We start from the raw sequence: 20,110 nt of genomic DNA on the forward strand, positions 1-20,110 counted from the left end.
TTTTGTTGCTGGCGATCACGGGTCTGGCGAGCCTCATCCTCAACGCAGTGACCGGCCCGTGGGTGGTCACGGTACAGTCCGTGCTGCTTTTGGTGTTCGTGGGCGGCGCCGTCGGCATCATATTCTCCGCGCTCGACCCGTTCGATCGCGGCCGCTGGTTCGGCATCCTTACGCCCGCGTTCGGCCTCGTCGTGCTCGGCACGACGGTGTTCTACCAGCAGGCCGGGCTGTTCCTCGGGTTGGCGTTCGGTTGGATTGTCGCGGCGCAGTTCATCTTCAACCCGCGCGGGCCGATGGCCTATCAACAGGCCGTCAAGGCGATGCGCAAGAGCGACTATGAGACGGCCACCAAGTCGTTGGACGCGCTGATCCGGCAGGAGCCGAAGAATCCGGGTCATTACCGCTTCCGCGCCGAAATCCATCGACTCAACGGCAAGTTCAACGCGGCTAAACGCGATTACAAGAAGCTCATCGAGCTTGGGCCGGACCACGCCGCCGTCGGCTACAACCTGCTCGCCGAAGTGCATTTGCAGGCGGGCGAATTGAACGACGCGCTGACGGCGGGACGCAAGGCGTATGAACTCGCGCCGGACGAGTGGGTCGCGGCATACAACCTCGGCATGGTCGAGGACCGGTTGCGCATGAGCGAGGACGCGCTCACTCATCTCGATGCCGCGATCGAAACCGGCGTCCCTGATGCGCGGCACCGCCTGCTCATCCACCTGTATCGTGCGCGGGCCGCCGTGCGTCTCGGCCAGAACGAGCGCGCCGCGCAGTCACTGGACGATCTCAGACACGAGCGCCGCGCGCTGAAGGAATGGCGCAAGCTGCTGGCGTCCGATCAGGCGGACACGCTGCGCGCCGTTATTGGCAGCGACGTCGAAGCCGCCGAGCGCCTGATCGACGGCGAGCTTGAGTTGTCTGCATTGGGGAACTGACCATGAGCCGCCGCCGCCTGTTCGTCTATATCGGGATTGTCGTCAGCGGCGCGTTCGCGCTGCTGGGCGGTGTCGTGTTCATCGTGGGCATCCTCGCTGAACTGATCGGCCGAACCGAGCCGCAAGCCGGTGTCTCGCTTTCGGTTCAGTTCGCGCTGACCGGCCTATGTTTGTCGGGGGCCATGTTCGCGCTGTTCTTCGGGCTGGTCGCGGCGCTGATCGCACGGCAGGCACGCGAGCGCGGCGCGGGCTATGGTGCGGCTTACCGGTTGATCGAGTCGCTGCGATTTCGCGAGGCTGTGCCGGTGCTCGAACGGATGGTGCGTGAAGGCAATACCTCCAGCGAGGTGCTGATGATGTTGACTAGCGCCTACGGATATTCCGGCCAGTTCGGCAAAGCGCAGTCGACGGCCGATCAGGCGGTGCAGATCCACCCTGAAGACGCGCGCTCGTACATTACGCTGGCGACCGGTTACCGGCTGCAGGGTGCGTACGACGAAGCAGCTAGCGCGCTCAAGCAAGCACTGGAACGCGACCCGGATCAGGCCGTGGTATGGGCCGAACTCGGGTTTGTCCAGCGCTTCGCCGGCCGCGCCGATGAAGCCGTTCAGTCGTTTGAACGCGCCGCGCGCGATCCGCTGCCGCCGATGTACAGCGTACGCGTGAACTTTCACCTGACGCAGGCGTATCAGGCACAGGGCGACGCCGAACGGGCGGTACGATGTGCGGCACGCATGATGGCCGCGCGTGACGGACTGGCCGTATGGCAGGCCTCCATTCCGGCGTTGGCCGGCACGACCTACGGCACGGCGCTTCGCTACGAGGTCACCGATATCGACCGTGCGCTGGAAGACGCCGAGTCGGGCAGCGTGCGCTAACCATGCGCTTCGGCCGTATTACGACCGCCGTCTTTACTCAATTTCGCGCTTGGGACGGCGCAAGCCGTTCGGCGTTCATCCTTGCGCTGGTGTTGTTCGTCGTCGTGCTCGTGCTTGGCGGGCGCGTACCGCCCGAACAGCGCACGGCAGTATGGATCGGGCTGATCGGGCTGTTGGTCGTGATGCAGGGCATATTCCTGTACGCCAACCGGCACATGGTCACCGATGTCACGCGGGCGCAGCGGATGATCCTCGCGGGCGAATACGCCGACGCGATTGCCTTGCTTGAGCCCGCCCGCCACGCCGAGAAGCCCGACCCGCGCGCGCTCGTGCTGCTCGGTAACGCCTATCGGATGTCTGGCGATACCGTGCAGAGCCTCGAAATCCTGACAAAAGCCGTACAAATCGCGCCGCACCTTCAATTCGCTCGCTACAGCATCGGACGTACACTTATGGCGAATGGGCAGTATGCAGATGCCGCCGAAGCATTCGGCGCGGCCTTGGAACGCGGTGCGCCCGAGTTCGTGCAGGTCGATCTTGCCGAGGCGCGGATGCGCGCGGGACTTCCAGTCGCAGAAGTGGCGGTCAAAGACGGCGAATCGCACGTTACACTTATGGCGGCGTTGATCGCATGGAAAGGCGGTGGGGCGGCCCCTGCCGTCGATTTGATCGAGCGTGGGCTGGAACCGATCGCGCGCAATGCCGAGCGCTTCGCCCATACGCCTTATGGCGCCGCACTTCAAGCCGACGTGAATGCTCTGAACGCACTGCTCGCAGAAGGGTAGGGACACAATGGCCACTTTCTTCTTGAGCCGGGACGGCAACATCTCCGTCTTTAAAGTCGGGGTAGTAATTGCCATTGTCGGTGGCTTGCTCGTGGTGGGCGGGTTCATCCTCGCCTCAATCGAGCAGAACACGTTCCGCTCGCCGCTCGAAGTACCCATTCCCCCCGAGACAACCGTTCTCGCGACAGATGAGCTGTCCCCGGCCAGCCGGCGCATTTTCTACGAGAGCTTGCTTGAACCGGAAGATGTGTTTCGGTATTACGATCGGTTGTTGGCTGAGCAAGATGGAGTAGACATTAATGACCCGAATCGCGAACGGTGCATCCGCAATCCGTCGCGCGGCGATTTCGAGTCCTACACGCCCGGCGACGGCAGTGTGCCGTTCGAATACCGCTGCCTATTCCAGCAGATTTCGCTGCTCGGGATCGATAAGGCGACGTTGATCACCATTCAGCCGGGCGTGCGCAACGATGCGACCGGACAGAACTTCGAGGGTACGACGCGAATCGACTATGAGCAGTACTGGGAACCCTAAACCGGCGGCGGATACGCCACAGGCAAAGCGCCGCGGGTGGGGCGGGATTACACTTGCTGCGATCCTGATCGTGATTGCCGTGCTGGTCGGTGTTCAGATTCTTGGCGTGCTGTACGGCTTGCTGTTTCCGCCAAGCCCGCCGGTACCGGACTCGTTCACGCTCCTGCAGTCGACCAGCCCCAGCTACGGCGTTGACGACTGGCTGTATGCCTCCAGCGAGGATGCGTGCCGCGTCGTGCGCGACTTTGAGCGTGCAGGCGCGACGTGCACGGTCGCTCCGGGCGTATGCGACAGCGGTTTCGTACAGATGGACGAGCCGCGTGCCGGTGCAAACATCGCACGCTGCTCCGGCGAATTCCGCTGGTCGATTTTCGCGCAGCGGTACTTTGCCAACATCGCTGGCGGCTACGGCGACGATCAGCCGACCCGTATTCGTGTCGAACGCGAAATCTTCTGGACTGGCACGATTCCAGAGGCCGCACCGGTGCAGCTCAGCACGCCGGGCCTGCCGCCGCTCTCGACGCCCGTGCCGTAGCACGCCCCAATTGCACGGTATTTCGCCTGTTATCACGTCCAATTCTGCGCGATAATTCGCACATACACGGTGGAGTCTGCCGTGTTTTGAATCGTTACGACGATCCACAGAGTAGTCCAGAAATGGGAGGTGCGCCCGTGACGCGTGGCCCTCAACCGGTTCACGCATCGCGGAAGATTGCTCTCCGGGTTCGCAGTACTGTCGTCACATCTTGACCTGTCGAATCCAAGGAGCAGTTCACCGCGATGTTTGAAGCAGTCAGTCCTAAGGTCGATGTCCAGAACGTCGAGCAGACGATTCTCGAGTTCTGGCGTAATAACCGCATTTTCGAGCGCAGCATGTCGCAGCGCGAAGGCGCGCCGCGTTGGGTCACGTACGAGGGACCGCCGACGGTCAACGGCACGCCGGGCGTCCATCATGTATTGGCGCGTGCCTTCAAGGATATGTTCCCCCGCTATCGCACGATGCGCGGCCAGTACGTGCTGCGCAAAGGCGGCTGGGATACGCACGGCCTCCCTGTCGAAATCGCCATGGAGAAGGAACTCGGTTTCACGCGTAAGCAGCAGATCGAGGATTACGGCATTGCCGAGTTCAACGCCAAGTGCCGCGAGAGCGTGTTGAGCAACATCGGCAAGTGGGAGCGCTTCACGGAGCGCATGGCGTACTGGACCGACATCCCGAACGCCTATGCCACGCTGAACAACTCGTACATCGAGAGCGTGTGGTGGGTGCTCAAGCAGCTCTTCGAGAAGGGCCTGATCTACAAAGGCTTCCGTACCGTGCCGTTCTGTACGCGTTGCGGCACGCCGTTGAGCAGCCACGAACTGTCGCTCGGATACGACGACATCAAAGATCCGTCGGTATTCGTGCGGTTCCCGGTGAAAGATCAGCCCGGCGTGTACTTCCTCGCGTGGACGACGACACCGTGGACGCTTCCCGGCAATGCCGCGTTAGCCGTTGGCGCCGACATCCAGTACGTCGAAGTCGAAGGTCCCGCAGTTGAAGGCGGTACCGAGCGTCTGATCCTTGCCGAAGCCCGCCTGAGCGTACTGCGCGACCGTGACGCTTATACTGTCGTGCGGCGTATGACCGGGCGCGATTTGGTCGGCATGCGCTATGTGCCGTTGTACAGCTTCATCCCGGTCGAGCAGGATCACGCCTATGTCCTGACCGGCGACTTCGTCAGCACGGAAGACGGCACCGGCATCGTGCATATCGCGCCGGCCTTCGGCACTGACGACCTGCGCGTGGGGCAGGAGTACGGCCTGCCGTTGATCCGTACAGTGACCAGCACCGGCCACTTCATCGACGAGGTCGAACCTTTCGCGGGGCTGTGGTTCAAGGACGCCGATCCGGAGATCATCACCGAACTCAAGCGGCGCGGGCTGATGTACAAAAGCGAGAAGTACGAGCACAGTTATCCGCATTGCTGGCGCGACGGAACGCCGCTGATGTACATCGCGCGCGACTCGTGGTACATCCGCACGACCGAACATCGCGATACGATGGTGGCGCTCAACCAGACGATCAACTGGGTGCCGGGGCATGTCCGCGACGGGCGCTTCGGCAACTGGTTGGATGAACTCAAGGACTGGGCGCTCGGCCGCGAACGCTACTGGGGCACCCCGCTGCCGATCTGGATCGATGATCAGACTGGCGAAATGTTGTGTGTGGGCAGCGTGAAGGAACTCAGCGCGTTGGCCGGTCGCGACCTGTCCGATCTCGACCTGCACCGCCCGCATGTCGACAACATCACGTTCCCGAACCCGAACGGCTCGGGCGGGACAATGCGCCGTGTGCCAGAAGTCATCGATGTGTGGTTCGACAGCGGCGCAATGCCTGTCGCGCAGTGGGGCTACCCGGCCTCGAATCAGGCGATGTTCGAGGAGCAGTTCCCGGCCGACTACATCTGCGAGGCGGTCGATCAGACGCGCGGGTGGTTCTACACGCTGCACAGCATCGCATCTATGACGTTCAACAGCGTGGCGTTCAAGAACGTGATCTGCCTCGGCCACATCCTCGACGGCGAAGGCCAGAAGATGAGCAAGTCGAAGGGCAACGTCGTCGACCCGTGGGACGTGATGAACGCGCACGGATCGGACGCGATGCGGTGGTATATGTATACTGCCGGCCCGCCGGGCGAACCGCGCCGATTCTCGATGGATCTCGTAGGGGACGTCGTGAAAAAGTTCTGGAGCACGATCTGGAACACGTATTCGTTCTTCGTCACGTATGCCAATATCGCGGATTGGTCGCCGGCGTCGGGCGCGCCGCCCGCTTCCGAGCGTGACCCGCTGGATCGCTGGCTGCTCGCATCGCTTCACAAGCTGACGCGTGACGTCGGCAGCGCGTACGAGACGTTTGACGTTCCGGGAGCAACGCGCCCCATTCAAGCCTTTGTCGAGGATCTGTCGAACTGGTACGTCCGTCTTAGCCGCCGCCGCTTCTGGGATGGCGACGCGAGTGCCATGGCGACGCTGTATGAAGCGTTGGTCATGTTGAGCAAGCTGATGGCGCCGGCCGTGCCGATGCTCGCGGACTACTTGTACCGCGCACTGGTCATGCCGTTCGATGCGACCGCGCAAGAGAGCGTGCACCTCTGCGATTGGCCGGCATACGATGTGTCGTTGATCGACACGGCCGCCTTGTCCGAGATGGATCTCGTGCAGCGGCTGGTCAGCCTCGGCCGGGCCGCGCGGGATAGCGTCGAAATCGGCGTACGTCAGCCGCTGGCAAGCGCGGCGTTCGTCACCCGTAACGCGCAGGAACGGGCGGCGGTCTCGCGCCTGACGGCGCTGATCGAGAGCGAACTGAACGTCAAACGCGTTGAGACGCTCGACGGCGCTGACGATGTCGTGGAGTACAAGCTCAACCCGCTGCCGCAGGTGCTTGGCAAGAAGTTCGGCAAGGACTTCCCGCGGGTGCAGAAAGCGCTGCGCGAAGGCGCGCCGCAGCAGGTGCGCGCTTGGGCGCAGCAGTTGAACCGCGGCGAGACGGTCGTTGTCGAACTGGACGGGCAGACCTTCGAGGTCTCGCCCGGCGAGTGCGAAGTCAAGCAGGGCGCGGCACAGGGCTTCGCCGTGGCCGAGGAGGCCGGCCTGTTGGCGGCAGTCGATACGCGGCTCAACGACGACCTGATTCAGGAAGGGTTGGCGCGTGAAGTCGTACGACGTGTGCAAGCCACCCGGCGCGATGCCGACTTCAATGTCGAGGATCGTATCCATCTCGTCTACGAGGCGTCGGAAGGCCTGGCGCGTGCCATCGTCCGCTTTGCCGAGTACATCAAGGACGAGACGCTGGCCGTGACGTTGGAGGCGGCCACGCCTTCCAACGGTTTCTTCCGCGCGTCGTTCGTGCCGGACGACGACCCCAAGAAGGATACGTCGGTACGGGGCGAAACGCTCACGCTCGGGGTCAAGCGCGCCGTCTAATTGGCAATCCTGACCAAAGTCAAAGGCGGATCACACCACGTGATCCGCCTTTCTTGTCTGGTGCTGTGACCCGATTTGTGTATTGTCACTAAATAGGTTGCCGGATTTTCCGTATACTAGGCAAAACTCGCCAAGCAGCCCAACTTGCTATACTGGTTGGATGTACCGACTTGGGTGTTAGAAATGACCGATTCCAACACAGTATCGCTGCAGTACTTGCTGCGCACGGCGCTGCCGCCCGAGACCCGGCTTGTCGCGGGGCCTCCGGACGCTCAGATCAGTTGGGCCGTGGCGCTGCGGGCACAGCCCCCTGCCGACAACGAGCTGTATGGCGGCGAGCTGGCGCTGGTGCAGATGGATCTGCTGCGCAGCTTTGAGAGCCGCCTCAGCGTGACCGAGGTGGTTCAGCGCCTTGCGGACGCCAATGCTGCGGCGGTCGCGCTGCGCTTACGCGAGGACGTGCCGCCTCAAGCATTGAGCATCGCCAACCAGCAAAATGTCGCGTTGATCGTGCTGCCGCCGGATTCCAACATGGCTCGCGTCGAGCGCGAGGTCAACCGGCTGATCGTCAGCGGCGCAGCGCAGGTGACTCAGCGCGCGATCGAGGTGCAGCGCGAACTGGTGCGCGCGGCCGCAGAGAACCGCGAATTGGGCACGCTGCTGCAGATCATCGCGCGGGCGACCGGCAAAACAGTCGTCGTCCACGACGACGCCGGCGTGCAGACCGAGGTCGCGTATGCTGCAGGCCAGCGCCGCCCAATGACCGGATCGAGGGGTGCCGCTGCCGACTCGGCGACGATCGAGAGTTTCCAGCGTTGGCTCCAGCGCGAGTCGTCAAAGGCGCTACACAACGTCGTGTCCAGCCCGCTTGGCTACACCACCGCGCTTCAGGTCGAGAAGCGTGTAGCAGGATTCCTTTCGCTGGTCACGGGCATGTCGACGCTTGACGAGTTCGACCGATTGGTCTTGACCTACGGCGCGGAAGTCTGCGCGGTGCAGTTGGCCAAGACGCGCGCCATTGCCACCGCGGTCGAGCAAACGCGCGGCGACTGGGTGCAGATGTGGCTGTCCGGCACGTCTGCCGACGACGACATGCTGATGGCGCGCGCCGAACAGTCCGGCTTCGACCCCGACGCGCTGTATGTCACCGCGGCGTTTCGGGCGGTGTCGTCGTCCGGCATGCCGCTTCCGTTGGACTCGTTGATCGGGTTTGTGCGTGACGACCTCACGCGGCGGCAGATCGAATTTGCGACAGGGCAGTACGTCGACTTGATCGTGCTGTTGTATCCCCTCGATTCGCCGCAGGCGCTGGCGCGTGCTCGCCAGCAGATCGAATACCTACGCGAGCAGTTGCAGGTGCGCGCACCCGGCGGAGTCGTCGCTGCCGGCATCAGCCGCCCGGTTCAGGGCCTGCATGACCTGCGCGACTCGTATCGTGAAGCGAAAGACGCCCTGACGATTGCGCAGCAGCTCGGCGATGTCGACAAGTCGACGTATTACGGCGACTTGAAGCTGTATCAGCTCCTGCTGGGCGTCAAAGACCGCAGTTTGCAGCATCTCCGCCGCTTCTACGAGGAGGCGTTGGCCCCGCTGGTAGAGCACAACGACCGCAAGCAGGGCGACTTGATCCGCACCCTCAACGGCTTCTTCGATGCCAACGGCAACCTCGCCAAGGCGGCGTCCGACCTTGCGGTACACCGCAACACGCTGGTGTACCGGCTGGATCGCATCAGCGAACTGACCGGCCTCGACCTCAACGACCCGGAGAACCGGCTTATCCTGCACCTCGCACTCAAAGTGCAGCGCGTGTTAGCAACGCTGCCTCCCAGCTAGCCACGGCGGTTGAACGCCGCCGGACCGCACGGTATCCTCTAGCGGATTGGGAGGGTGCTGCATGACGAAACCGTGGCGCGTTCATCTCGCCAACTCCGCAATTGTTCATGTCGATCTCGTGCCGGGTAATCCCGAGCTGGTTGTTGCGTGGGCGCAGGACGGCATGGCCGCAGTCTATGACCTCGAACGTGGCAACGTCTACGGCACCGCGAACTTCGCCCTGCCTGACGGTCACGCTGAACGCTGGACGTACCTGCAAGGGTTCAGACTGCCGCACGTCGCGCGGTGGAGCCATGCGTGCAAGCCGCCGGTACACGTTTGGTCGATTGGCAAGCATGCCATCATCCACACCGGGGACGCGTCGTTCATGTTGTACACCGGCCCGGACGAACGGCCCAAGACTCTTACGTTTGATATCGAGCCGGACGCGTTCGCCGTCGATGCGGCCGCACAGATCGTGGCCGTGCTCGATTCCAAGGGCGCCCTGCTGATCGGCAAGATCGGTGGCGCGATCAAGACGATTAAGCCCGGTCTGCAACCTGCCGACGACCTACACTTGCTGCTGCAAATGAGTCCCCGGACACACCGGCTCGTCGCCAGCGACGGAACGCGGTTGGTGGTGATGGACGGCGGAAAGGTGAGCAGCAGGCGCGACCTGCATTATGCGTGCAGCAGCCTTGCACTGTCGCCCGATGGTACGCGCTTGATGACGTACGACGCCGACAGCGGTGTACTGCGAATGTACGATCCGGACGGGTTGAAGCTCACGCATCAACGGTTTGCAATCGACGTGCTGAGCGCGTCGGATGAACGTCAGCTGGTCGGATTCGCCGAACTGCCGCCAGTCAATGCGGCGCTCAGCGCTCTTGGGCTCGACGACAACGGTAGGTTCGCATTCGCGGTGTTCGGGCAGGTGTGCGGCGCGCATATCTCGCATCTGACGCCGACCGACACAGCCGCGGTCGTTGCGCCGCCGTCGACTGTTGATGCACGCAAGAACGCATCTGCACAGCCGCTTAAGACGGTGGCAGCGCCGGCATCGGCACCCAAGCCAGCGGACTCCAAGACGAACGCCGGATCGTCCTTCGCCAGTTCACCCGAATCGAAGAAGTCGGATCCGCCGGCGTCATAGCTCGCTGCAATCCCACATGAAACCACAGCGGGCGCAGCGAACTTTGCACGCATGCCGATAGACCGGTGCATCGCACGCCGGGCAGACCTCCGCAAGCGCGTAGTTGGGCACCGGCGGGATCGCTGGCCGCGGGTCGCGCTCAGTCGTCACGAGGTGCAGACGATGAACGGTGTGCTCGGTATCGGGGGCGTTGGGTTCGTGTGCTTGCATGCTGACAGAGTAACGGAAATCGCTTCAGGCCGCAACGCGAAGCCCTCCAAATACGTATGAATCCCATAGACAACTGCGGATTATGCAGGTGCGCCACGCGCTGGTCGCCTGCTGTGACGATACGATAGGGCAAGGACGAAAGCCATGACGTACTACACGGAAAAAGCGAAGTTTGACGATGTGATTCGCCCCGATTCGGGCTTCTACAGCGATCAGGAGCTGACGGGCTGCGGCGCGTATATTGGCGCGTCGGTGCAGTACCCGCTGGTCGGCGGCACGCCGACGTGGACTAAGCTGCTGATTGGCGCGGTGCTCAACTTCATTCCGTTCTTCGGGTCGATGGTGGTTGCCGGCTATGCGCTGCGCGCGACACGCCGCGTCGCACACGGCGACTACATGCTGCCCGAATGGGACGACTGGGTGAACGACTTCGTCCGCGGCCTGATCGTGACCGTCGGTGGGTTCGTCTACGGCCTTCTGCTGATGTTCTCGATGGTGCTGGTGGTGACGATCCCGGTTCTCATGATCTTTGCGTTTCCCATGATCATGTATCCGATCGCCAAGTTTGCGGTCACCGACGACGTTACGGCATTTGTCGATGTCGTTGGGGCGTACCGCGCGGTGTTCACCCGCCCGATCGAGGCGCTGATCGCGTCGCTTTCGTTCTACGTCGTGGCTCTCGTGTTCAGCGTCCTGATTGCGGTTGGGTTCGTGCTGCTGTTTGTCCCCGGCCTCATGATGGCGTTCGGTCTCACACTGGCCGTCGCATTCCAGACCGGATTGTACGGCCGGATGGCGGTCGACCGCTAAGCGAGACCACACCTAAACGCAAACGGCGCATCGTGTTGGATGCGCCGTTTTGTTTGAGGCGACGGCGGGAATCGAACCCGCGATAAAGGTTTTGCAGACCTCTGCCTTACCACTTGGCTACGTCGCCGTAGTTTCGTCATTATAGTGGAGTCTCGTATCGTAGGCAAGACGAACCACGCCTGCCACGAACTCTTGTCACCAAACCGTGACCAGCATCATGCGTTCGCCGACGGGGCAATGCGCTGGGCAAGCTGCGCGGCGGTGATCTCGGCTTCGACGTTGAAGTTGTACATCGCGCCTTTGCCCTTGTAGTATAGCCCGACCTGAAACAAGCCGGGATATCCCCGGAGTTCGCGTCGGGTCGGTTCGAACTGCGCGTCGATCGCCGGGCCGACGTCATACGTGCCGCGATACGAGAGCTTCGCGTAGTCGATGTCATAGGGCCGGCTGTTGAAGCGCCTCGGCCACCCCTGATCGTCGCAATCGAGTTTGAGCCCTTCGAGGAATCCAAGCGCTGGACGGTAGCCGGTCGCCACGATCACGGCGTCGATCGCGTGTGTCGAGCCGTCGGTGAGGATCACACTGTCCGTGGTGAAGCGCGCAGGCCCGTCGACGCAGACCACCTCACCGCGTCGCACAGCAGGGATCAGCTCGCCGCCACGGACCGCGACCGCGCCGCTTGTCGATCCTTCTTTCGGCGTTTTGATGCCGTGCAGCGCCGATTCCGGAAAGCCGAGCCTTTCGACGTAGTCCAGAAATGGCTCGCGGATGCGTTCGGGGAGCCAGCGAGTCGCCAGCATCCACGCATGTTTGCTCAAGCCCAACGGATAGCGCCGCCTGAGGGTGATTCCCGTCCGCATGCTCAACAGCGCAGGCTGTGTCGGCCCGTTACGCTGACCGATCTCCAGCGCGATATCGAGGCCGCTCGGCCCGTTGCCGACGATCAGGACGCGTTTGCCGGCAAACGGCTCCGGCCCGTGATAGTCGTGCGCGTGAATTCGATAGCCCTGAAACTCAGTCAGGCCGGGAACTGCAGCCGTATACGGGTTGCTGAATCGTCCAGTCGCAATCACGACATTGCGGTAACGTTCGTGGCCACGGCTTGACGTGACCTCCCACTCGTCGCCGGCCTGCTGAAGGCGCGAGACGTCGACCCCCAGCGTGATGTTGAGCCGATGCGCGTCGGCGAATCGTCCGACGTATCCGTGGTACTGCCTGCCGGTCGGGAACTCGCCCCACGAGAGCGGAAAGCGCCGGCCCGGCATGTGCGAGAAGTAGCGCGTGGTATTGAGGCGAAGCGAAGGGTACAAGCTGGCCCATGTCGAAGCAATGATGTTCGCCCGGTCGATGATCTCGTAAGGCAAGCCGTACTGTTGTAGGAAGTAGCCTGTGACGATCCCCGCCGGGCCAGCACCGATCACCAGAATCGGGTCGGATGCGTGATCGTTAGCCGTTGACTTCACTGAGGTGCATTCCTATAATACTCGGACGCGTTAGCCCGTTGGGCTATCTTTTTTCGTCAGTCATCTAGTTGAGGAGACGCCCGATGGGTCCCCTTCCCAAGCGCAAGATCTCGAAGGGTCGTCGTGACCGCCGGCGTGCCCATGACGCGCTCTCGCTGAAGCATCTCGTCGAGTGCGATACGTGTGGTGAGTACCACATCGCGCACCGCGTATGCCCGAAGTGCGGTTCATACCGCGGCCAGACCATCGTTCAGGTGACGACCGAGTCCTAACAGGTCGTCAGCGCAAGACCGTTTGCGGATCGCCCTGCTCAACCGAGCAGGGCGATTTTCGATTCCGCAGTTCCTACAACGACACGACGCGCGCCGAACCAACGGCCTTCGCCAGCGCGTTCCGCGAGTCGACCACCAACCGCGCCGTCGACTTGACGTGCGTGTAGTCGATCGCGGTGTGATCGGTCACCACGACGACGCAGTCTGCTTCGGCAAGGAGCGCATCACTGTACGGCGTGCTGGACAGTTTGCGTCCGTCTTCGAGCCGCAGGCTTGAGACGTGCGGGTCGTGGTAGACGACGTTCGCGCCCTTCTCTATCAGCAGCTGGAGGACGTCAAGCGCCGGGCTTTCGCGCACGTCGTCGACGTCCTTCTTGTACGCGACTCCCAGCACGACAACCCGTGAGCCGCGCACGGCCTTGCCGTCGTCGTTGAGCGCGTCTGATACCTTTGTGACAACGTACTTCGGCATCGACGTGTTGATCTCGCTGGCCAGCTCGATGAAACGCGCCGTGTAGTTCAGCGTCTTGAGCTTCCAGCTCAGGTACAACGGATCGATCGGGATGCAGTGGCCGCCCAGACCCGGGCCGGGGTAGAACGGCATGAACCCGAACGGCTTCGACTTGGCCGCCTCGATCACTTCCCAAACGTTGACGCCCAACCGGTCGCACATCAGCGCGATCTCGTTGACGAGGCCGATATTGACCGCCCGGAACGTGTTCTCCAGCAGCTTGACCATCTCAGCCGACGTCGGCGACGACACCGGAATGACGTGATCGACGGCAGTACTGTACAAGGCAACTGCGACCTCCGTACACGCGGGCGTCACACCGCCGACGACCTTTGGCGTATTGCGAACGCCATAGGTCGGGTTAGACGGATCGATACGCTCGGGCGAGAAGGCGACGAACACATCTTCACCGGCCTTGAATCCGGCGTCCCGGAACTTCGGCTCGATCAACTCGTCGGTGGTACCGGGGTAGGTGGTGCTTTCGAGGACGACGAGCAAGCCTTCATGCGCCACCTCGGCGACGGCCTCGAGCGACTGGATGACGTACGACATATCCGGGTCTTTGGTCTTGCGCAGCGGGGTGGGCACGCAAATGCTGATCGCGTCGACCGTCTCAAGATCGCGGTAGTTGGTACTGGCGACGAACTTGCCGCTCTGCACCAACGGCGCGAGACGTTCGCTGGGGATATCGCCAACATAGCTCTTGCCGCTGTTAAGCAGCGCAACCTTCTCCGCGCTGACGTCAACACCGACCACGTGAAAACCGACTTCTGCGAACTCGACCGCAAGCGGCAGACCGACATAGCCGAGGCCCACGATTCCGACCCGCGCGTCACGCGTGCCGATCCGCCTCAGCAGTTCCTCTTTGTGAGACATTGGAAAGACAGTCCTTCGATCAGACGAACATAGCGCGATTATAGTGCCTAGATTTGCTCGAAAGAACGGCCAAAGTAGGCCATTGTGTCGGCTACCGCCGGCTGGGCCACGGTGAGCAGGACAGTGCCGTCGTCTCCTGCACGGGCGAGCGCAAGCGGAATGGCGGTCGCAATATCCGGCGCGAATTCGACGCCGATGGTTCGCCCGGCCGAGGCCAAAGCGGCCCGCGCGGCGGAAAGCGCCGTTGACTCGTCGGGGAATCGTATCGTGATGTTACGCTCGCTCGCTGTCAGGATGAGGTGATCGGCGGCGGATGCCATCAGCCGGTATGTCGCTTCGATATCGCGGTCGGTCGGTACCGCCCCGACGATCACGAGCGGGTGTGTGATGCGCGCCCGAACGCTGTCGAGATAGACGTGCAGCGACAGCGGATTGACCGCGCCGTCGACAAACACCTGCGGCCGATCGCCCAGCTTCTCGCACCGTCCCGGCCAGATGGCGGCCTCCAGCGCGGGAATCGACTGCGGGACAAAGTCCCCCCACGATACGCCCGGGCGTGTAAGTGCAGTGTGCAGGTGATGCGCCGCATGCAGCGACAGGCCGGCGTTGTCCACCGCGTATCGTCCATAGAACGGCAGACGTGCGATCCGATCGGAGTCCGGTAGCTGCATCAGTACGCCACGCTCCCAATCGCCCACGTACTGCCCCAGATCGGACGAATCCAAGAACTGGACGCTGGCCCCGATGCGCTCGGCTTCAAGTCGGATTTCCGTTTCGGCGTCGGGATGCTGTGGCAGGCTCAGGCCATAACCGCCCGGCTTGAGGATGCCCGCCTTGTGCCATGCGATGCGCTCGATCGTCGGACCGAGGTAACGCGTGTGCTCAAGGACCATTGGCGTGAACAACGACAGTCGGTTCGGCACGAGAATGTTGTCGTCAAATCGGCCGCCGCGGCCAACCTCGATCACGGCCGTGTCCACATCGTTTTCATCGAACCACGTCAATGCCAGCGCGAGGAAGATGCCCTGCGGGCTGAGATATGTACCGGCAGGCAGGTCCGCGACGACCGCGTCGACCGCGGGCGCGATCCGATCGACAAGCCGCAGGAAGTCGCCGGGCGGAATCGCTTTGCCGTTCACGCGAATCCGCTCGCGGTAGCTGATCAGGTGCGGGCTGGTGACGGTGCCGACGCGATGGCCAAGCTCGCGCAGGATGCGCGCGGTGAGGATTGTCACCGAGCCTTTGCCTTTGCTGCCGGTAACGACCGCGTACTCGCGCTGACGGCGCGGAAGGCCGAGGCGTTCCAGCAGCGCACGAGACGGGGCGATTTCCCGCGTGTTCTCATCGAGGCCGCGCGTTTGCCAACCGCTGGCGGCAATCGACTCGAAGATATACGTTACGGCGTCGGTTTCGTTGTCGAACCGCATGCGATGCGCTCTGGTTCGCGAGGATTAGCTGAACGGATAGATGTCGATGCCGAGCGCGGTCGCGGCCGCGACGATCAGCGGCGCGATCAGCAGCGCCGGCAGGAAGTTGGCGACGCGCGGACGCTTGATGTCGAGCAGGATGAGCGCCAACCCGATCAGGATCAATCCGCCGGTAGCTGTCATCTCGGTCACCATCATCTCGCTCATGAACTGGCCGGCGAACGAGCCGACCAGCGCGAGGCCGCCCTGAACGATCAGCACGGTGAACACTGTGAACACGACGCCAAGCCCGAAACTCGCGGCCAGCGCCAGCGCGGCAAATCCGTCGAGCACGCTCTTGATCAGAAGCTGCTCGAAGCCGATCGGCAGGCCCATGCCATCCTGAATCGAGCCGAGGATCGTCAGCGGGCCGACGCAGAACAGCAGACTGGCGGTGACAAAGCCCGTGATGAACCGCTGACGCGCGCTGTTGATAGCTTGTGCGTCGTCTGTGTCGGCACTAGAACGCCCGCCGACCCGCCGCTGCAACCACGCGGCGAGGCGATCCAGCGCGGCGTCGATGCGCAGCCATTCGCCAAGCAGGCCGCCAATAGCGATGCTGAACAGCGGAATAACGATGTTGCCTGACGATTGGCCGTTGCTGATGCCAACGATGAGCGTGACGAGGCCGAGGCCGGTGACGACCGTCTCGCGCACCCGAGTCGGAAAACGGTCGCCGATTAGCATGCCGAGCACGCTGCCGATCAGGACGGTCAGCGCGTTGAGAAGTGTGCCGCCCATGCGGGCCGCGCCTTTCGCGTGCGAACTACTCCGATGCGGACGAGTTGGCGAGGCGCTCCGCGTACTGGCGCTTGAAGTACTCCAGATACTCGCCGGTCTTGATCTTGCGCCACCACCACTCGTTGTTGACGTACCAGTCGACCGTGGCTTGCAGCGCGCGCGGCCAATCCCACTGGCGCTTCCATCCCAGCGCGCGCAGCTTGGCCGCGTCCATCGCATAACGCCGGTCGTGGCCTTCGCGGTCGGGGACGTGACGGATCAGCGAGCGCGGCTTGCCCACAGCGTCCAGCATGGCGTGGACTACGTCGATGTTGAACTGCGTGTTCTCGCCGGCAATGTTGTACGCCTCACCCGATTTGCCGTGGTGCAGCGCGACGTCGATGCCGGTGACGTGATCCTCGACGTACAGCCAATCGCGCATTTGCCTGCCGTCGCCGTAGACCGGCAGCGGGCGCTCGTCGATGGCCTCGGTGATGAACAGCGGCAGCAGCTTCTCGGGGTACTGATACGGGCCGAACGTGTTGCTCCCGCGCGTAATGACGGTGTCCATGCCGTGCGTGACCTGATACGAACGCACCATCAGCTCGCCGCCAGCCTTCGCTGCCGCGTACGGGCTGTTGGGCAGGAAGCGGTCGTCCTCGACCGACAGACCGCTTACGATGTCCCCGTAGACCTCGTCGGTGCTGACCTGAAGGAATCGGCCAATGCCGTGCTTCTTGCCCTCGTCGAGCAGGATGTACACACCGACCACGTCGGTATGGACGAAGGCATCAGGGGCGAGGATGCTGCGGTCGACGTGCGACTCGGCGGCGAAATTGACGATGGTGTCGATGTCGTACTGCTTGAGGATGTGGCTTACCGCGGCGCGGTCGGCGATGTCGGCGCGCTCGAAGCGGTAGTTCTCTTCGTCGTCGATGGGCAGCAGATTGTCGAGATTGCCGGCGTAGGTCAGCTTGTCCAGCACAATGATGTTGTAGTGCGGGTACGTCTCGACCATGTAGCGCGCGAACGCGCTGCCGATGAATCCCGCCGCGCCAGTGACCAGAATGTTCTTCATGAGTCGCTGCCCTTCTTCTTCGGTGCGGTGGTGCTTGCCTTAGGCTCGTCCTTCTTCAGAACATGCGTCAGGAGCGCTTCGGCCACGCCGTCCTCGTCGTTCGACGGTAGCACAGCCTTGGCCGCGGCCTTGAGCTTGGCGTTGCCGTTGCCCATCGCCAGGCCGTGCCCGACAAGCTGGATCATCTCGATGTCGTTTTCGCCATCGCCGATGGCCATGACATGCGCCGGCTCGATCTTCATCTCCTTGAGGAGCAGCTTGAGGGCTGTGCCTTTCGACGCTCCCGTGGGCAGCAGTTCGACCGCTTCGGGGATCGCTTGAGTCAAGCGTGCCGATCCGCCGATCATGTGGCCGAGCTGCCAGCGCAGGTGCGTGATCTGCTCGACCGAGCCGCCGCAGAACATCACCTTGTTGATCGGCGTCGTGTCCAGCAGATTCTGAAGCGGGCCGACGACTTCCGGCAGCGGTTCGTCGTAGTGCTCGGTCAGCACGCGCGCCTCGGTAGTCATCCGGCGGGCGAGGATGCGCTTACCGCTGTAGCCAATGGCCTGCAGGCCGCGGTCTTCGACAAACGTGATGACCCGGCGCAGCAGATCGACGTCCAAGGTGCCGAGGTGCTTTTCGGTGCCGTCCGGGTAGGTGATGACCAGCCCCTGCACGAAGATGCCGGGTGTCGTGAAGCCGACTTTCTTGTAGATCACGTCGGCGGAGTTGCGTGTCTTGCCGGTGGCGATCACGATGTGGACGCCCTGCTCGTGGGCGCGCTTGACCGCGTCGGCGGTCTTGTCGGTGAGCTTGTTCTTCGACGTCATGATGGTACCGTCGACGTCGATGGCTACGAGCTTGATGTCGGGCTGATTCGGCATGCTCCCTCAGATCGTTAGTCGACCCGGACGACCGAATTGTCGCCGAGGTTCATCTTGTAGGCATTGGGTTTGGTGTTGTTGCGCGTCAGCGTCACCTTGCGCCCAATCAGGCTTTCCTGCAACCGCGCCGGCAGGTCGGTGATGCTCGACTCTTCGAGCACGATGCTGCGCTCGATTTCGCAGTTGCGGACGGTCACGTGGTGGTAGATGCTGGTGAACGGGCCGACGTAGCTGTCTTCGATGACGGTATGCTCGCCGATGATCGCCGGGCCGCGAACGGTGCTGTTGATGATGCGCGCTCCGGCCTGAATGGTCACGCGCTTGTCGATCTCGCTGTTGACGATCTCGACATCCGGTGCGATGGCGGGGCGCAGCTCATCCAACACCGCGGCGTTGGCCTCCAGCATGTCGATCGGCTTGCCGGTATCGTACCACCACCCGCCGTGGACGTACGGAAACACCGAGCGACCGTGGTCGATCAACCACTGAATTGCGTCGGTGATCTCGTACTCGCCGCGCTTGGAGGGTTGGATCGAGTTCACGGCTTCGAAAATGGTTGGGTCGAACATATAGATTCCGACCAGCGCCAGATTGCTCGGCGGGTCTTGCGGCTTTTCGATCAGGCGGCGAATGCTGCCATCCTCGCGCAGGTCGGCGACTCCGTAGCTGCGCGGGTTTTGGACCGCCTTGAGCACGATCTGGCTGTTCCATGCGCTGTCGGCAAAGTCGCGGATCAGGGTATGAATGCCGCCCTCGATGCAGTTGTCGCCGAGGAACATGACAAACCGGTCGTCGCCCAAAAACGGTTCCGAAATCTTGACCGCATGCGCCAGTCCATCGGGACTGGGCTGTTTGATGTAGGTGAGGTTGACGCCGAATGCGTCACCGTTACCGACACGGTGCATGATTTCGTCGGCGGTCGGGTCGCCTACGACGATCCCGATGTCGGTCACGCCGGCATCGCGGATGGTCTCGATGACCCGCACCAGCACCGGCTTGTTCGCCAGCGGCACGAGCTGTTTAGCCAGTGTATAGGTCAGCGGGTAGAGGCGTGTGCCTTTGCCCCCGCTCAGAATTAGGCCCTTCATGACCTGTGTCCCTTTCGCGTTCGGCTAGCGGTAGTCGGCACGGCGTTCGCGCGGGGCATCGGTCAGCACGGCGCCAAGCACACGCACATGCACGCGCTCGAGGGCTTCGGTCGCCCGCGCGAGATGGTCGCGGCGCGTGCTGCCCGCCTTGGCGATCAGGATTGCGCCGTCCAGCCGGACGCCCAACAGCGCGGCATCGCTAACGGCTAGCGCCGGCGGAGCGTCGAAGATGACATAGTTGGCGCGCGCCCGCAGCACGCCGATGATGTCGTTGAGGCGCGGGTTGGCGAACAAATCGGACGGACTGAGCGTGCTGGTGCCTGCCGGCAGCAGCGACAGGTTTTCGACCGCCGTTTGGACCAACGGCGGGTTGGACATCGCCACGTCGTCCGCAAACATCTCGCCGAGTCCGCGTGCGTTGTCCACTCCCCAAATGCGCTGCTGCTGCGGCTTGCGCAGGTCACCATCGACGAGGATTGTGCGATGGCCGGCAAGCGCAAACACGGCCGCCAGATTGGCCGTCGCCTCGCTCTTGCCGTCCGCGCCCTGCGCCGACGTGACGACGAAGGCCGTTACGGGCCGCGTCTGATCGAAGTTCATGAGATTGGCGCGCAGCGTCCGGTACGCTTCTGCGGCCGGGGAGCGCGGATCCTTGAGGGTGATCAGGTCTGGTGCCGCCATGT

The 20,110-nt window shown here is 62.8% G+C and carries 18 protein-coding genes and 1 tRNA gene; 10 read left to right on the forward strand and 9 right to left on the reverse strand.

Annotated elements, in window-relative coordinates; translation table 11 throughout:
- Positions 1–5 precede the first annotated feature (5 nt).
- From IPM16_02575 to IPM16_02615, 9 genes are all read left to right on the forward strand, one after another.
- Positions 6–938: a tetratricopeptide repeat protein gene (locus tag IPM16_02575; GenBank protein ID MBK9121992.1), complete on the forward strand. Its 933-nt coding sequence runs from the start codon at positions 6–8 to the stop codon at positions 936–938.
- A 2-nt stretch (positions 939–940) separates the two neighbouring features.
- Positions 941–1,816: a tetratricopeptide repeat protein gene (locus IPM16_02580; protein ID MBK9121993.1), complete on the forward strand. Its 876-nt coding sequence runs from the start codon at positions 941–943 to the stop codon at positions 1,814–1,816.
- A 2-nt stretch (positions 1,817–1,818) separates the two neighbouring features.
- Complete coding sequence (locus IPM16_02585) at positions 1,819–2,601, forward strand: CDC27 family protein (protein ID MBK9121994.1); 783 nt, start codon at positions 1,819–1,821, stop codon at positions 2,599–2,601.
- A gap of 7 nt (positions 2,602–2,608) precedes the next feature.
- Positions 2,609–3,136 (forward strand): hypothetical protein, encoded by a 528-nt coding sequence (locus IPM16_02590; protein MBK9121995.1) that lies wholly within the window; start codon positions 2,609–2,611, stop codon positions 3,134–3,136.
- Entirely contained in the window at positions 3,114–3,671 is a 558-nt protein-coding gene (locus IPM16_02595) for a hypothetical protein (protein ID MBK9121996.1), read from the forward strand. Before IPM16_02590 ends, IPM16_02595 begins: the two co-directional genes overlap by 23 nt.
- Positions 3,672–3,916: 245 nt before the next feature.
- Positions 3,917–7,102 (forward strand): isoleucine--tRNA ligase, encoded by a 3,186-nt coding sequence (locus IPM16_02600; protein MBK9121997.1) that lies wholly within the window; start codon positions 3,917–3,919, stop codon positions 7,100–7,102.
- Positions 7,103–7,285: 183 nt separating this feature from the next.
- Complete coding sequence (locus IPM16_02605; protein MBK9121998.1) at positions 7,286–8,935, forward strand: helix-turn-helix domain-containing protein; 1,650 nt, start codon at positions 7,286–7,288, stop codon at positions 8,933–8,935.
- 61 nt (positions 8,936–8,996) lie between these two features.
- Complete coding sequence (locus IPM16_02610; protein ID MBK9121999.1) at positions 8,997–10,067, forward strand: hypothetical protein; 1,071 nt, start codon at positions 8,997–8,999, stop codon at positions 10,065–10,067.
- A 354-nt stretch (positions 10,068–10,421) separates the two neighbouring features.
- Positions 10,422–11,087 (forward strand): DUF4013 domain-containing protein, encoded by a 666-nt coding sequence (locus tag IPM16_02615; protein ID MBK9122000.1) that lies wholly within the window; start codon positions 10,422–10,424, stop codon positions 11,085–11,087.
- A 56-nt stretch (positions 11,088–11,143) separates the two neighbouring features.
- Here IPM16_02615 and IPM16_02620 read toward each other — a convergent pair.
- Both IPM16_02620 and IPM16_02625 read right to left on the reverse strand, forming a co-directional pair.
- A tRNA-Cys gene (locus IPM16_02620) sits at positions 11,144–11,214 on the reverse strand.
- A gap of 88 nt (positions 11,215–11,302) precedes the next feature.
- Positions 11,303–12,550: an NAD(P)/FAD-dependent oxidoreductase gene (locus tag IPM16_02625; protein ID MBK9122001.1), complete on the reverse strand. Its 1,248-nt coding sequence runs from the start codon at positions 12,548–12,550 to the stop codon at positions 11,303–11,305.
- A gap of 83 nt (positions 12,551–12,633) precedes the next feature.
- Here IPM16_02625 and rpmF point away from each other — a divergent pair, with 83 nt between their 5' ends.
- Complete coding sequence (gene rpmF / locus IPM16_02630) at positions 12,634–12,822, forward strand: 50S ribosomal protein L32 (GenBank protein ID MBK9122002.1); 189 nt, start codon at positions 12,634–12,636, stop codon at positions 12,820–12,822.
- A gap of 73 nt (positions 12,823–12,895) precedes the next feature.
- Here rpmF and IPM16_02635 read toward each other — a convergent pair whose 3' ends face one another.
- From IPM16_02635 to IPM16_02665, 7 genes are read right to left on the reverse strand one after another with little or no spacing between them, the layout of a single operon-like run.
- Complete coding sequence (locus IPM16_02635) at positions 12,896–14,209, reverse strand: nucleotide sugar dehydrogenase (GenBank protein ID MBK9122003.1); 1,314 nt, start codon at positions 14,207–14,209, stop codon at positions 12,896–12,898.
- A gap of 47 nt (positions 14,210–14,256) precedes the next feature.
- Positions 14,257–15,636: a hypothetical protein gene (locus IPM16_02640; GenBank protein ID MBK9122004.1), complete on the reverse strand. Its 1,380-nt coding sequence runs from the start codon at positions 15,634–15,636 to the stop codon at positions 14,257–14,259.
- Between the two features lie 24 nt (positions 15,637–15,660).
- A complete protein-coding gene (locus IPM16_02645) occupies positions 15,661–16,416 on the reverse strand; it encodes a DUF554 domain-containing protein (GenBank protein ID MBK9122005.1) in 756 nt (251 codons plus the stop codon).
- 25 nt (positions 16,417–16,441) lie between these two features.
- Positions 16,442–17,473: a dTDP-glucose 4,6-dehydratase gene (gene rfbB, locus IPM16_02650; protein MBK9122006.1), complete on the reverse strand. Its 1,032-nt coding sequence runs from the start codon at positions 17,471–17,473 to the stop codon at positions 16,442–16,444.
- Positions 17,470–18,339 (reverse strand): HAD family hydrolase, encoded by an 870-nt coding sequence (locus IPM16_02655; GenBank protein ID MBK9122007.1) that lies wholly within the window; start codon positions 18,337–18,339, stop codon positions 17,470–17,472. Before IPM16_02655 ends, rfbB begins: the two co-directional genes overlap by 4 nt.
- 14 nt (positions 18,340–18,353) lie before the next feature.
- Complete coding sequence (locus IPM16_02660; GenBank protein ID MBK9122008.1) at positions 18,354–19,427, reverse strand: glucose-1-phosphate thymidylyltransferase; 1,074 nt, start codon at positions 19,425–19,427, stop codon at positions 18,354–18,356.
- 24 nt (positions 19,428–19,451) lie between these two features.
- Entirely contained in the window at positions 19,452–20,108 is a 657-nt protein-coding gene (locus IPM16_02665; protein MBK9122009.1) for a CpsD/CapB family tyrosine-protein kinase, read from the reverse strand.
- Positions 20,109–20,110: the final 2 nt, after the last annotated feature.

Origin of the sequence: Candidatus Flexicrinis affinis (assembly GCA_016716525.1) — a bacterium.
Classification (GTDB): Bacteria; Chloroflexota; Anaerolineae; order Aggregatilineales; family Phototrophicaceae; genus Flexicrinis; species Flexicrinis affinis.